This is a genomic window from Pseudooceanicola marinus (assembly GCF_002786295.1).
Classification (GTDB): Bacteria; Pseudomonadota; Alphaproteobacteria; order Rhodobacterales; family Rhodobacteraceae; genus Pseudooceanicola; species Pseudooceanicola marinus.
This window is the reverse complement of the sequence record NZ_PGTC01000009.1, coordinates 431,016-443,937: the sequence shown is the minus strand read 5'-3', so window position 1 is coordinate 443,937 and position 12,922 is coordinate 431,016. Positions and strand designations below refer to the sequence as shown.

Annotated in this window: 13 protein-coding genes; 9 read left to right on the top strand and 4 right to left on the bottom strand. The window is 67.1% G+C overall.

Annotated features, from left to right (window positions below; translation table 11 throughout):
- Positions 1-70: 70 nt before the first annotated feature.
- The 3 genes from CVM50_RS03215 (at position 71) to CVM50_RS03205 (ending at position 3,926) form a co-directional block, all read left to right on the top strand.
- Positions 71-1,123, top strand: coding sequence for a 2,3-butanediol dehydrogenase (locus CVM50_RS03215; protein WP_085886142.1), 1,053 nt, complete (start codon positions 71-73; stop codon positions 1,121-1,123).
- Positions 1,124-1,359: 236 nt separating this feature from the next.
- On the top strand, positions 1,360-2,751 hold the full coding sequence (locus CVM50_RS03210) for a bifunctional enoyl-CoA hydratase/phosphate acetyltransferase (RefSeq protein ID WP_085886143.1): 1,392 nt from the start codon (positions 1,360-1,362) through the stop codon (positions 2,749-2,751).
- A complete protein-coding gene (locus tag CVM50_RS03205; RefSeq protein ID WP_198431838.1) occupies positions 2,748-3,926 on the top strand; it encodes an acetate/propionate family kinase in 1,179 nt (392 codons plus the stop codon). Before CVM50_RS03210 ends, CVM50_RS03205 begins: the two co-directional genes overlap by 4 nt.
- 94 nt (positions 3,927-4,020) lie before the next feature.
- Here the strand turns inward: CVM50_RS03205 and CVM50_RS03200 are convergent, their stop codons facing one another.
- The 3 genes from CVM50_RS03200 to CVM50_RS21260 form a co-directional block, all read right to left on the bottom strand.
- Positions 4,021-4,677, bottom strand: coding sequence for an NAD(P)H-binding protein (locus tag CVM50_RS03200; protein WP_085886144.1), 657 nt, complete (start codon positions 4,675-4,677; stop codon positions 4,021-4,023).
- A 108-nt stretch (positions 4,678-4,785) separates the two neighbouring features.
- Positions 4,786-4,947 carry a hemin uptake protein HemP gene (hemP, locus tag CVM50_RS03195; RefSeq protein ID WP_100148423.1) on the bottom strand — a complete coding sequence of 54 codons (162 nt, stop codon included), beginning with the start codon at positions 4,945-4,947 and terminating at the stop codon, positions 4,786-4,788.
- Positions 4,944-5,114 carry a hypothetical protein gene (locus CVM50_RS21260; RefSeq protein WP_157792120.1) on the bottom strand — a complete coding sequence of 57 codons (171 nt, stop codon included), beginning with the start codon at positions 5,112-5,114 and terminating at the stop codon, positions 4,944-4,946. The genes hemP and CVM50_RS21260 overlap by 4 nt, the downstream gene beginning before the upstream one ends.
- Before the next feature lie 398 nt (positions 5,115-5,512).
- On the opposite strand from CVM50_RS21260, the gene CVM50_RS03190 reads away from it, so the two are divergent.
- The 5 genes from CVM50_RS03190 (at position 5,513) to CVM50_RS21255 (ending at position 11,032) form a co-directional block, all read left to right on the top strand.
- Positions 5,513-6,634: an extracellular solute-binding protein gene (locus tag CVM50_RS03190; protein WP_085886145.1), complete on the top strand. Its 1,122-nt coding sequence runs from the start codon at positions 5,513-5,515 to the stop codon at positions 6,632-6,634.
- A 144-nt stretch (positions 6,635-6,778) separates the two neighbouring features.
- The gene (locus CVM50_RS03185) at positions 6,779-7,894 is read left to right on the top strand and encodes an ABC transporter ATP-binding protein (RefSeq protein ID WP_085886146.1); all 1,116 of its coding nucleotides are present in this window, start codon (positions 6,779-6,781) and stop codon (positions 7,892-7,894) included.
- Positions 7,891-9,345, top strand: coding sequence for an ABC transporter permease (locus CVM50_RS03180; protein ID WP_085886147.1), 1,455 nt, complete (start codon positions 7,891-7,893; stop codon positions 9,343-9,345). Before CVM50_RS03185 ends, CVM50_RS03180 begins: the two co-directional genes overlap by 4 nt.
- 139 nt (positions 9,346-9,484) lie before the next feature.
- Positions 9,485-10,318 carry an ABC transporter permease gene (locus CVM50_RS03175; protein ID WP_085886148.1) on the top strand — a complete coding sequence of 278 codons (834 nt, stop codon included), beginning with the start codon at positions 9,485-9,487 and terminating at the stop codon, positions 10,316-10,318.
- 9 nt (positions 10,319-10,327) lie between these two features.
- Positions 10,328-11,032 carry a hypothetical protein gene (locus tag CVM50_RS21255; protein WP_085886149.1) on the top strand — a complete coding sequence of 235 codons (705 nt, stop codon included), beginning with the start codon at positions 10,328-10,330 and terminating at the stop codon, positions 11,030-11,032.
- Between the two features lie 264 nt (positions 11,033-11,296).
- Here CVM50_RS21255 and CVM50_RS03165 read toward each other — a convergent pair whose 3' ends face one another.
- Positions 11,297-11,845 carry a tetratricopeptide repeat protein gene (locus CVM50_RS03165; protein WP_085886150.1) on the bottom strand — a complete coding sequence of 183 codons (549 nt, stop codon included), beginning with the start codon at positions 11,843-11,845 and terminating at the stop codon, positions 11,297-11,299.
- Positions 11,846-11,941: 96 nt separating this feature from the next.
- Between CVM50_RS03165 and CVM50_RS03160 the strand changes: the two genes are divergently transcribed.
- A complete protein-coding gene (locus CVM50_RS03160) occupies positions 11,942-12,907 on the top strand; it encodes a CehA/McbA family metallohydrolase (RefSeq protein WP_085886151.1) in 966 nt (321 codons plus the stop codon).
- Positions 12,908-12,922: the final 15 nt, after the last annotated feature.

Genomic DNA, 12,922 nt, shown 5'->3' with positions numbered 1-12,922 from the left:
CGATGCGGCGCGCCCAGGCGCCCGGCTGATCCTCCCGCCGGGCGCACCTTTCAAGTATCGGAGAAAAGAAATGAAAGCAGCACGTTGGCATGGCGTGAAAGACATTCGCGTCGAAGACATTCAGGACCCTCAGCCGGGCCCGGGCGACGTGAAAGTCAAGGTGGCGTGGACCGGGATCTGCGGCAGCGACCTGCACGAATACCTGGCCGGGCCGATCTTCGTGCCCGTGGACGAAGAGCACCCCCTGAGCCACGACAAGGCACCGATCACCATGGGGCACGAGTATTGCGGCACAGTCGTCGAGCTGGGCGACGGCGTCACCGACCTCGCGATCGGCGACCGCGTTGCGATCGAGCCGATCTTCGCCTGCGGGACCTGCCCGGCCTGCCTGGAAGGCAAGTACAACCTCTGTGACAGCCTCGGCTTCGTCGGCCTGTCCGGCGGCCATGGTGGTTTCGCCGCGCACAGCGTCGTGCCCGCGCGCATGGTCCACAAAATGCCCGATGACCTGTCGATGGAACAGGGCGCGCTGGTCGAGCCGGCTGCGGTTGCCCTGCATGCCGTTCGGCTGTCCAAGATCAAGGCGGGTGACAAGGCCGCCGTCTTCGGCGCCGGTCCGATCGGGCTTTTGGTGGTCGAGGCGCTGCGCGTCGCGGGGGCGTCGGAAATCCATGTGGTCGAGCCAGCGGAGGTGCGCCGCCAGAAGGCGCTTGATCTGGGCGCGACCTCGGTCATCGACCCGACGGAGAGCGACGCGGTCGACACGATCCGTGCGGCCACCGGAGGGGTGAACGTCGCCTTCGAGGTGACGGGCGTGCCGCAGGTGCTGCCGCAGTGCATCGACGCCACCCGCCACGAAGGACAGGTGCTGATCGTGTCAATCTGGGAGAAGGAGGCGTCCTTCCAACCCAACACGGCGGTTCTCAAGGAGCGCCAGCTGCAAGGGACCATCGCCTATCGCAATGTCTACCCCGCGGTCATGGCGCTCATGACACAAGGCTACTTCAGCGCGGATCAACTCGTCACCAAACGCATCGCGCTTGACGACATCGTGGCGGAGGGCTTCGAAGCACTGGTCGCGGAGAAGTCCCACGTGAAGATCCTGGTCCAGGCGCCAGACTGAGGGATTGAAAGGCATACCCTCCGGCCGCCTGCTCGACCAACGGCGGCCGGAGCACACCAGCTGTGCGGAGCGGGCCCAGGCACGTGGGCGAGGGGCGCCCCCTCCTTCACCGCCACCGGCGCAATCGCGCCCGACCGCCAGCTCCGCACCGCTGCGCTCTTTTCCCCGCGATCTGATCCATGTCACGGTTTCTGCATCAGGATCTGCCAGCCTGCCGGCACCAGACAGGAGTTCCCATGCTGATCGAGAACAAGACCTTCGACGAGCTTGCCATCGGAGACACCGCCGAGCTGAAGCGGCTCTGCACGCCGGACGACATGATCGTCTTCGCCAACGTCTCGGGCAACCACAACCCGATGCATCTGGCCGACCGCGACGGCGATGGCGACGGGGTGAACGAGGCGGTGGCACCGGGTATGTTCGTGGGCTCGATGGTGTCGGCGGTGCTGGGCAACATCCTGCCCGGTGCAGGCACCCTCTACCGCTCGCAGCACTTCGATTTTCACGCCCGCGCCCATGCGGGGGAGGAACTGCTGTCGCGGGTCACGGTGACCGGCAAGGATCCCGCGACGGGTTGCGTCACACTGGCGACCGAAATCCGCCGCCCGGCGGACGACACGCTGATCCTGTCGGGCGAGGCCCGCGTCTATGCCCCCAAGGTGAAGATCCACCGCAATGCCCAGGATATCCCCGGGCTGATCGTCCAGCGGCACCGCCATTTCGAACGCCTGCTGGAGCTGGCCGAACCGCTGCCGGCGCTGAAGACCGCCGTTGTCTGCCCCGAGGAGCCGAATTCTCTGGGCGGTGCCCTGCTCGCCCGGCGCCGCACGCTGATCGAGCCGATCCTGGTGGGCAATGCGGTGAAAATAGCCGCCACCGCCGCCGAGCTGGGGGAAACGCTGGAGGGCATCGAGGTGATCGACATCCCCGAGCACCGCGCCGCCGCCGTCCGCGGCATTGCCCTGGTGAACGAGGGCCGCGCCCAGGCGCTGATGAAAGGGCATCTGCACACCGACGACCTGCTGCGCCCGGCCCTGGACCGGGCCACGGGGCTGCGCGCCGGGCGCCGGTTCACCCATATCTTCGTCATGGACGTGCCGGGGCTGTCGCATCCGCTGCTGGTGACGGATGCGGCGATCAACATCGCCCCCGACCTGAAGACCAAGATGGACATCTGCCAGAACGCCATCGACCTGGCCCTGTCGCTGGGGATTGCCGAACCCAAGGTGGGCGTTCTCTCGGCGGTGGAGACGGTGAACCCCGACATTCCCTCCTCGCTGGACGCGGCCCTGCTGTCGAAGATGGCCGATCGCGGCCAGATCACCGGCGGGCTGGTGGACGGGCCGCTGGCCATGGACAACGCGGTGGACCTGGGCGCGGCCCGGACCAAGGGCATCACTTCGCCCGTCGCCGGTCGGGCCGAGGTGCTGGTGGTGCCCAACCTGGATGCCGGGAACATGCTGGCGAAACAGCTGACCTATATCTCCCACGCCGAGGGTGCCGGGCTGGTGCTGGGCGCCCGGGTGCCGATCATCCTCAACTCGCGCGCCGATGACGACATGGCGCGGCTGGCCTCCTGCGCCGTGGCGGCGCTGCATGACGCGCGGATCTCGGGGAAAAGCGCATGAGCCTGAACCACCTTCTGGTCCTCAACGCCGGCTCCTCCTCGCTGAAATTCGGCCTGTTCACCGCCGAGGCCGAGCCCATGGCCCTGGCCACCGGGCTGATCGAACGGATCGGCGGCGCGGCGGAGCTGCACCTGAAACGCGCGGGCGGCGCGGTGATCGCAGATGAGACATTGCCCGAGGCCGAGGGCGCCACCCACCGGGGCGCCCTGCACGCCGCGCTGACGCCGCTCTTCGACGCCTTCCCAGAGGCGAAGATTCTGGGCTGCGGCCACCGCATCGTCCATGGCGGGCGCAACTACGCCGAGCCGGTGGTGCTGAACGATCATGCGCTGAGTTATCTCGAAACCCTGGTGCCCTTCGCGCCGCTGCACCAGCCGCATAACCTGGCCGGCATCGCGGCGGCGCAGGCCGCCTTTCCGCAGGCGCAACAGGTGGGCTGTTTCGACACCGCCTTTCACCGCCACCACCCCTTCGTCAACGACACCTTCGCCCTGCCCCGCCGATTCTACGAAAAGGGCGTGCGGCGCTACGGCTTCCACGGGCTGAGCTATGACTACATCTCCGGCCAGCTGAAACAGATGGCGCCGTCACTGCACGCGGGCCGGGTGGTCGTGGCGCACCTGGGCAATGGCGCCTCGATGTGCGGGATGGTCGGCGGGCGTTCGGTCGCCAGTTCGATGGGGTTCTCGGCGCTGGACGGGTTGCCCATGGGGACGCGGTCGGGCCAGCTGGATCCGGGGGTGCTTTTGTACCTGATGGACCAGGAGGGAATGGATCCGCAGCAGATCTCGGATTTGCTCTACAAGGACTCGGGTCTGAAGGGCATGTCGGGGATCGGCTCCGACATGCGGACGCTGCTGGCCTCCGACAGCCCCCATGCGGCCGAGGCGATCGACTATTTCTGCTTCCGTATCCGGCGCGAGCTGGGCGGGCTGGCCGCCGCGCTGGAGGGGCTGGACGCGCTGGTCTTCACCGGCGGCATCGGCGAACACGCCGCCGAGATCCGGTCGCGCACTTGCCGCGGCATGCACTGGCTGGGGGTCGAGCTGGACGAGCGGCGCAATGCGAGGAACGAAACCCTTGTCTCGACCGAGTTCAGCCGGGTGCGGGTCCTGGTCATCCCCACCAACGAGGAGTTGGTGATCGCCCGCGCTGCTGCCCGGCTGTCGCGCTAGGGGGGCCTGCGATGCAGGCCTGCCTCCGGCGGGAGTATTTTCAGCTGTCGGATGACAGGGGCGGTGGCCCGGGGAGTGCCCGGGCGCCCCTAGGTCAGTCGCGGAAGCAGGCGGCCACGGCCTCGGCCACCGGGGTCGTACCGTCGGTCAGTTCGAGGATTTCGCGGCGGATCTCCGGGCATTCGACGAGGCCGGCCAGGACGGCGGCGACATTGCCGCGCTTGACCTTGCCGTAGACCAGCGCGGGCGCCAGCGACACGGCGTCATCCCCGTCTTCGGCCAGCAGCGTGCCGGGGCGCAGGATGACCCAGTCGAGATCCGAGGCGACCAGCGCCGCGTCGGCCTCCTTCTTCACCCGCATGTAGTGCTCGAACCCCAGCTTCGGCTGCCCGCCGCGCCCGGCCTCGGGCATGGCCGAGACAAGGTAGACGCGGGCGATGCCACAGGCCTTGGCCGCCGCGATCATCTTCAGCGGGCCACGCCCGTCGATCTCGCTGGTGCGCTCGGCCCCGCTGCCCGCGGCGCCGGCGGAGAAGATGATGATGTCATGATCGCGCGCGATCTCCGCCAGGGCCCCGGCGTCCATCTCCATCAGGTCGCCGGCGACCGGGGTCACCCCCTGGGCGCGCAGCTTTTCGGCCTGGGCCAGGCTGCGGTGCAGGCCGGTGACCTGGTGGCCGGACGCGATCAACATCGGGGCAAGGCGCGAGCCGACACCGCCGGTGGCGCCGATAAGAAGAATGCGGGACATGAACGAGAACCTTTCACTGATCCGGTCAACGGCCCTTCAGATAAGGCAGGACACGGGGAAAGGTCACCCCGATGGCCCGAAAAAACGAACCGCCGGGCGTCCCTCCGCCTACTTTGTCAGGATCAGCTTGCCCGCGCGGGTGATGCGCAAGGTGTAGACCTGCTCATTCAGGACGATCTGGGCGGTCGCGCCGCCCTGGGTCAGCTCCTGGGCAGAATGCTGGGGGATTGCCGGCAGGGCCGTGTTCCGGTCGATTTTCTCGGACATCATCGCGTCGTTTCCTTCCATTCCAGCCGTTCCAGGACATGCTCCAACCCGGCCAGCCCGCCTTCCGGCCCCTCGAAGATCTTCGCGAGAAGTTCTACAGGTCGGTAAAGATCGCCCTCTGCGGGGCGTTGATGGCTGCGGGGCACGGGACGGGTCCAGTCGCTCGGCATTTCGAATCCTCGTTCGGGTCTCTATCGGCTTTGCCGCGCAGGACGGCGGCATGGCTGGACGACCAAAAGTTGATCGATCCAGTCGGGATTGTCAATCCGAGTATTTTACTCAGATACATCTTTCCGCCGGTCATTGCCGCCCGTGACACATTTTTCGTCACGCGGATCACGTCAGGTGACGCAGGGTCCCAAGCGCTTGGAACCGCCAACCCCGGGGCTGCGCAAAAACCACGTTGACCAACTGGTCAGTTCCGCCTTTCATGCGCGTGTTAACCAACCGTCACAGAACGGAGACACACCGGGTCTAGAGCGACGCAGTCGCTTGGCGGCCAAACCTCGCCCGATCGTCGAGGCGCACGCCCGGTCGCAGGACATAACCATCCACAGGGGAAATTTTCATGACCATCACTCGCCGTACCGCGCTGCAGCTGACCGCCGGCGCCGTTGCCGCACCGACCATCCTGCGCGCCTCCGACGCGCTGGCCTCCTCCGGCACCGTCAAGGTTTTCGCCTGGCAGGACTACATCCAGCCCAACATCGCCGAGAAGTTCGAATCCGAGACCGGCATCACCCTGGACCTGACCACCTTCGGCTCCAACGACGAGGCTGAGTCGACCGTGCGCGCCAACGGCGGCAAGGGCTTCGACGTGGTCTTCCCCTCGATCACCAACGTCGCCAACTACTACGACGACAACGGCGAGCACTACTTCCAGCCGATCCCCGAGGGTGTGAACACCGACGCCATCATCCCCTCCTTCCTGCGTGACAGCGCCGCCCTGGGCGGCGTGCAGAACGGCGAACAGGTCGCCCTGCCCTTCGACTGGGGCACCGAGGGCATCACCCTGAACCGCGCCGCCCTGCCCGTCTCGGACAGCGAACTGTCCTACGGCCACCTGTTCGCCGACGGCACCGAAGGCAAATCCGCCTTCCGCCAGAAATCGGCGCTGATCGGCGTGGGCCTCTACCTCGATGCGGCCGGTGAGATCGAATCGAACCGCATGCTGGACGTCTACAAGTCCGAGGCCGACGCCCGCCGCGTCTTCGGCGCCATCGTCGAATACATGGTCGCCAACAAGGACCACTTCGGCGCCTTCTGGAACAATGCCACCGAGGCGACCTCGGCCTTCAAGGATGCCGGCTGCGTCATCGGCCAGACCTGGGACACCACCGGCCTGCTGCTGAACCGCGAAAATTCGGACTACGTCTATCGGGCGCCGAAGGAAGGCATCATCACCTGGCTGGACAGCTTCGGCATGCTGCGCGGCGCCGAGAACCAGGAGCAGGCCGTCGCCTTCCTCAACTTCATGCTGCAGCCCGAAGTGGGCGGCATGTTCTCCAACAACACCGGCTACAACTCGGCCGTGGCCGGCGCTGCCGAGTTCGCCTCGGAAGAGTTCAAGTCGCAGTTCAACGAGACCTACACCCCCGAGGTCCTGTCGAACATGTGGTGGTGGCAGTCCGACACCCCGTTCTACGCGCCGGTCGTGAACGAGATGGTCGAGATCATCACCAACGCCTGATCCGCGTTGCCGGGGTGTGCCGTGCGCGGCGCACCCCTTTTTCCCATCCGTGCCGCGGGTGGCGCCGTCGGACGCCTCCGGCGGGGATATTTCCAGCCAGAAAATGAACAGGGCGCGTCAGACGCCCGAGCGACGGGGACAACCATGACCAACGGCAGCGGACGCGGACAGGACGTGCATCTGGACGCGATGCAGGTGACCTATCCCAATGGGTTCACCGCGGTGCAGCCTACGGATCTGAAGATCCGGGCGGGCGAGTTCTTTTCCATCCTCGGGCCATCGGGCTGTGGCAAGACGACGATCCTGCGCGCGGTCTCGGGCTTTGTCGAGCCGTCGCACGGCAAGGTGCTGATCGGGGGCCGGGACATGCGTGGCATCGGGCCCAATGCCCGGCCCACGGCGCTGATCTTCCAGAACCTCGCGCTGTTCCCGCTGATGCCGGTGTGGGAAAACGTGGCCTTCGGCCTGGAGGCGCGTGGCGTGGGCAAACGCGCCCGGCGCCAGAAGGCGCAGGAGCTGCTGGAGCTGGTGGCGCTTGGCGATCAGGGGGAGAAGCTGCCCTCGGAGCTGTCGGGCGGCCAGCGTCAGCGCGTGGCCATCGCACGCGCCCTGGCGGTGGAACCGGCCGTGCTGCTGCTGGATGAGCCGCTGTCGGCGCTGGACCTGAAGCTGCGCCAGCACATGCGCGCCGAGCTGCGCGAGATCCAGCAGAAGACCGGCGTGACCTTCATCTACATCACCCATGACCAGGGTGAGGCGTTGACCATGTCCGACCGCATCGCGGTGATGAACGCGGGCGTGATCGAACAGGTGGGCACCGGCGACGAGGTCTATTCCGATCCCGCCTCGGCCTTTGTGGCCTCCTTCGTGGGCGAGGTGAACGCCCTGCCCGGCCGCATCACCGGCACCGAGGGCGGCATGGCCCGGATCGAGACCGCAGGCGGTCCACTGATGGCGCGCAACCCGCGCGGGTTGTCCGAAGGCGACAGCGCGATCCTTTTCGTCCGTCCCGAACAGATGCGCTTCGACGCGCCGCAGAACGCTTTCGACGTGACCCTGCGCCGGCGCGATCTGGAAGGCGCCTTCATCAACTATGAGTTTACCACTGCCACCGGCCAGCGCCTGGTCCTGCAGGAGCCCAATACCGGCCCGTCGGGCGCACGCCCCGAGACCGCGCGCGTGGGCTTTGCCGCCGACACCGCCCTGGTGCTGCCCGAGGGCGACATGGCCCGCACAGGCCGGGAGCTGGCGGCGCAATGAGGTCGCTGATCCGGGGATACGGGCGCGGCCTGACGGCGCTGTTCTTTGCCGCAGCCGCCGTCTGGGGGCTGATGCTGATCATCCTGCCGCAGCTGACGATGCTGGAACGCGCGGTGACGCCGCCGGCGCGGCAGCTGGACAGTTCCATCGCCCGCCAGGTGGCCCGCGACGCGCGCACCTGCATGTCCCTGCTGGAGACCTATCGCCCCGTCGAAGCCCCAGCAGAGGAGAGCGCCAGCAGTTCGGGCGGACTGGCGATCCCGTCGATCTCCACGCCGTCTGCAAGCAACGAAAGCTCCGGCGGGCTGGCGGTGCCCTCGATGTCGCCCCCCTCCTCCGGCGGCATGGCCGTGCCCTCCATGGGCGGGGCCACCGCGGCGAACGACACCCGACCCTACATCCTGCAATGCGACCGGGCCGATACCCATGCCCGGCTGGTGCGCGGCGAGGGCGAGGAGATCGCCCATCTCGATACGCTCTACGGCATCCCTGCCCTGGCGGTGGACCCGGACCTGCCGCTGGACGATCAGATCGCCGCCGCCGAGGAGATCCACGTGACGGCCAACGCCCTCTACGACCGGCTGGTCGTGGAAGAGGCCAATGCCTTCCCCTACACGCTCGACAACTTCGAGACCCTGGCCGCGCCGCGCCTGATACCGATGTCCGAGGCCGCCAGGGCCGAGGAGCACAAGCTGCTGTCGAACCGGCTGCTCAGCGCCGTGGGTCTGCGATATGAGGTCGACGGCGTGGTCTACGAACGCATCGGCCTGGTCACCCTGACCCGCACCATCGTCTTCGCCCTGTTGGCCACGGCCCTGGCGTTGGTGCTGTGCTATCCCATCGCCTACAAGGTCGCCCTGGCCTCGCCGCCGCGCCAGGCGGTCTGGCTCTTCCTCGGCCTGATCATCCCCTACACCATCGTCGAGCTGATGCGGGTCTATGCCTGGACCACGATCATCGACAACCAGGGGCTGGTGAACGCCCTGCTGTCCTGGGCCGGCGTCATCTCGGACCCGATCCAGTTCAACCGCTTCCCGGCGACGATCTTCCTGGTGATCGTCTATACCTACGTGCTGTTCATGGTCTTCCCGATCTTCAACGTCATGTCGACGCTGGACCGCAACCAGATCGAGGCCGCCAAGGACCTGGGCGCCAGCGCCGTGCGGGTGCATCGCCGGGTCATCATCCCGCATTCCAAGCCCGGCATCGCCGTGGGCTGCATCGCCACCTTCATGCTGTCGGCCGGGGCCTTTTCCGTGCCGCGCATCATCAGCCGGGGCCTGCAGGCGGAATGGTTCAGCCAGACGATCTACAACAAGTTCTTCGAAAGCGAGAATTCCAACATCGGCGCCGCCTACAGCTTCGGCTACACGCTGCTGTGCTTCCTGCTGGTGGCGGTCTTCATGTGGGCCATGCGGACCCGGCTGAAAGACTTCGCAAGGGTGCAATGATGGCGAACCTCTCCTCCCAATGCGTCCGCAATCGAACCTTTCTCGTACGGGGTTGGATCGGGCGGGAGATTTCCACAAGTCCGTCTAAAAGCCCGAGGCGACGTATCCAAATGACGCCCATGCCCAAGGGAGCCCGGCCATGACCTCCAACCGTCTCCTGACCGCCTATACCTGGGCCTTCCTGATCTTCATGTTCGGCCCGCTGCTGCTGATGGTGATCTCGTCCTTCAATGACGCCTCGCCACCTTCGGTCACCGAATGGAACGGGCTGACGGGCAAGTGGTACGCCTTCTTCTGGATGCCTGAAGAGGCCCTGCGCGCCGATGACGTGTTGCGTGCCATCGACCGGGATCGCTTCGTCTCCTGCCTCGGCAATTCCTTCCGCGTGGCGGCCATCGTGGTGCCGCTGTCTCTCCTGCTGGGGCTGGCGGGCGCGGTGCTGCTGACGCGCTGGCGCTCGGCGGCCAACGGGGTGCTGTGGTGGGTGCTGCTGTCGCCGATGCTGGCGCCGGGCGTGGTGCTGGGCCTCTCGGCGCTGGTGTTCTGGGGGCGTCTCGGCGTCAATGCGGGCCTCTTCACCATCATCATGGCGCAGACCACCTTCATCGCCGGCTACCCGATGCTGATCCTCATGGCGCGCCTGCAACGCCAGCCGGTGGAGCTGGAGGAGGCCGCGCTGGACCTCGGCGCCTCGCCCTTCCGCGTCTTCCGCCGCCTGACCCTGCCCTACCTCGCGCCCGCCCTGATCTCCGCCGCCGTCATTGCCTTCATGGCCTCGATGGAGAACTACAACACCACGATGTTCGCCAAGGGCGGCTCCTGTACGCTCGCCACCGAGATCGGCGCCATGGGCCGCAACCCCAACGGCCACCCGCCGGTCATCAACGCGGTCGGCACCATCATCATCGCGGTCACCGTCATAGCGACCTTGGCCCACACCTTCCTGTTGCGGCGCGAGGGCAAGGGGGAGTAACCCGGACAGATGTCCCTGCCCGCGATCAAAGCCCGCTGCCACCCGGCGCTGGAGGCGCTGCTGCCGAAACCCGTGGCGGCGAAACGCGCCCTGCCCGACTGGGTCCGCGCCATGCCCTCCGAGGCGCCCTCTGCGGTGCTGGAGGGCGCCATGGTGCGCACGGTGAAACACTGCCCCCCCTTCCTCGACGCCCTGTCGCTGGGGATCCTGATCCCTCTGGCCTGCGACCTGCATTTCGAGGACGGCGCGGTCCGCTGGGACTGGGACTTTCCACCCCTGCCCGACACGCTGATCTCCCGCGCGCCGATCGGAATGCACGTGCCGGAACAGGCCACCGGCGCGCCCTGGCCGCTGGCGGTAAACTCGGTGCTGAAGTTCATGAACTTCTGGGCGCTAGAGGCGCCCCCGGGCTGGTCGCTCCTGTTCACCCACCCGATGAACCGCGAGGAGCTGCCCTTCCGCACCCTGTCGGGCGTGGTGGACTGCGACAGCTTCCGCGACGGCTATGTGCATTTCCCCGCGCTCTGGACCGAGCGGGATTTCACGGGCGTCCTGCCCGCCGGAACCCCGGTGGCCCAGGTGATCCCGGTGCCCGCGGAGGTGCCGGGGCTTGAGGTCGGCGTGATGGACGCGGACCAGGTGGCGGCGAACCGAGGGGTGCAGGAGGAGTTGGGGCGCGAGGCAGGGGTCTATCGGAAGCGATATCGGCGGTAGGGTCGATCAACCCCTGTCCGCCACAAGAGCGCGCGGCATATTAGCGGGCAAAGTCAGGCACACATTCGGCGATAGCATCTGCAGCGCCATTCAATGTGAACCGTGCACCATCGCGGAGGACGCGAAGCAAAGAGAAACAAACAACCAAATGGATAGACCACGACGCACCTGCGACTCTCCTGCGCTGAGAAAACCAAAGACACTATTCGTGTTAGGAGCGACCAGATCAATGCTGACGCATATGCTATCTTGCAGTCATCCCCCTCACAGATCCAACCGCATCCGCCCCTTCGCCACGCGGGTCAGCGCCTTCAGCGCCTCGGCTCGCCCCCCCTCCCGCGCCCAAAGCGCCTCGCCTTCTGCCAAGGCCTCGGGCAGCCCCAGCTCGGCCGCCGCACGATACCGCAGGGCGTCAATCTCGACCGTCTGGCCCGCCATGGGCGCCAGCAACTCGCGCACCGGGGGATAATCGCCCAGGCTCAGGCAGATGCGGGCCAGGTTCAGGCGGGCGTCGCCATCGGAGGCATCCAGCGTCACCGCATGGGCAAAGGCATCGCGGGCGGCCTCCAGCGCGTCCAGTTCCAGCTCGGTCCGGCCCAGTTCGAACCAGGCGTGGGCATGGCGCGGCGCGGCGTCCAGGCAGCGGGTCAGCCAATCGCGGGCCTCGGCCCATTTGCCCAGCTCCATCTTCACCCGCCCGAGGTTGTAAAGCACCGAGGGATGTCCGCCCGGAGCCAGCCCGGTCAGCAACCGCTCGGCCTCCGGCCAGCGACCGGCGGCAAGGGCGGCGGAAAGTTCCTCTGCAACGCTCATGTTCCCGTTCTGGGGGACTGGAACGACCAAGGCAAGCCTGTCATGAAAGGATCGCGAGACCGTCCAGAAGAGGCGGCCTCAAGACTGGGAGAGATCATGCCACTGACCGCCTTCACCCGCCCCGGCCGCTTCTGGCGCGGCAACCTGCACACCCATTCGACCCTGTCCGACGGGGTTCTGGAGCCGCGCGAGGTCTGCCGCCGCTACCGCGCCGAAGGCTATGATTTCATTGCCCTGACCGATCATTTCATTGGCCTCTTCGGCTATCCCATCGCCGATACCCTGCCCTTCCGCGAGGGCGGATTCACCACCCTGTTGGGGGCGGAGCTGCATTCCGGCGCCATGGCCAATGGCGAGCTGTGGCATATCCTGGCCGTGGGGCTGCCTGCCGATTTCGCCCCCTCCAACTCGCCCCATTTCGCCCCGGTCGAGGGGCAGGAGACAGGCGCCGAGATCGCCGCGCGGGCGGTGGCAGCGGGCGCCTTCGTCGCCGTGGCCCATCCGCAATGGTCGGGCCTCACCCTGGCCGATGCGCGCGGGATCGAGGCGGCCCATGCGGTCGAGATCTACAACCACGGCTGTGCCATGGGTTGTGACCGGCCCGACGGCTTTGCCATCGCCGATCTGCTGCTGACCGAGGGTCGCCGCCTGTCGCTGGTGGCCACCGATGACGCGCATTTCTCCGAACCCGACCATTTCGGCGGCTGGGTCATGGTAAAGGCGCCCGAGAACACCCCCGAGGCCCTGCTGGCGGCGTTGAAGAACGGCGCCTTCTATTCCACCCAGGGGCCCGAGCTGCGCGATGTACGGATCGAGGGCAAGAAGGTGGTCGTAGACAGTTCCGCCGTGGCCTCGGTCATCGTGCAGGGGGCGGGCACGGCGGCGACGGCGGTGCATGGCGAAAGCCTGACCACGGCGCGCATCGCCCTGTCGCGGTTCGCCAATTCCGACTGGATCCGGGTGACGGTGATCGACCGGGCGGGCAAACGGGCCTGGTCGAATCCGATCTGGCTGGATCGCGCGGCCCAGGGCGCGCCGGTGTCGCCGCTGGTTGGCGCCTGATCGGGGTCGAAGGTC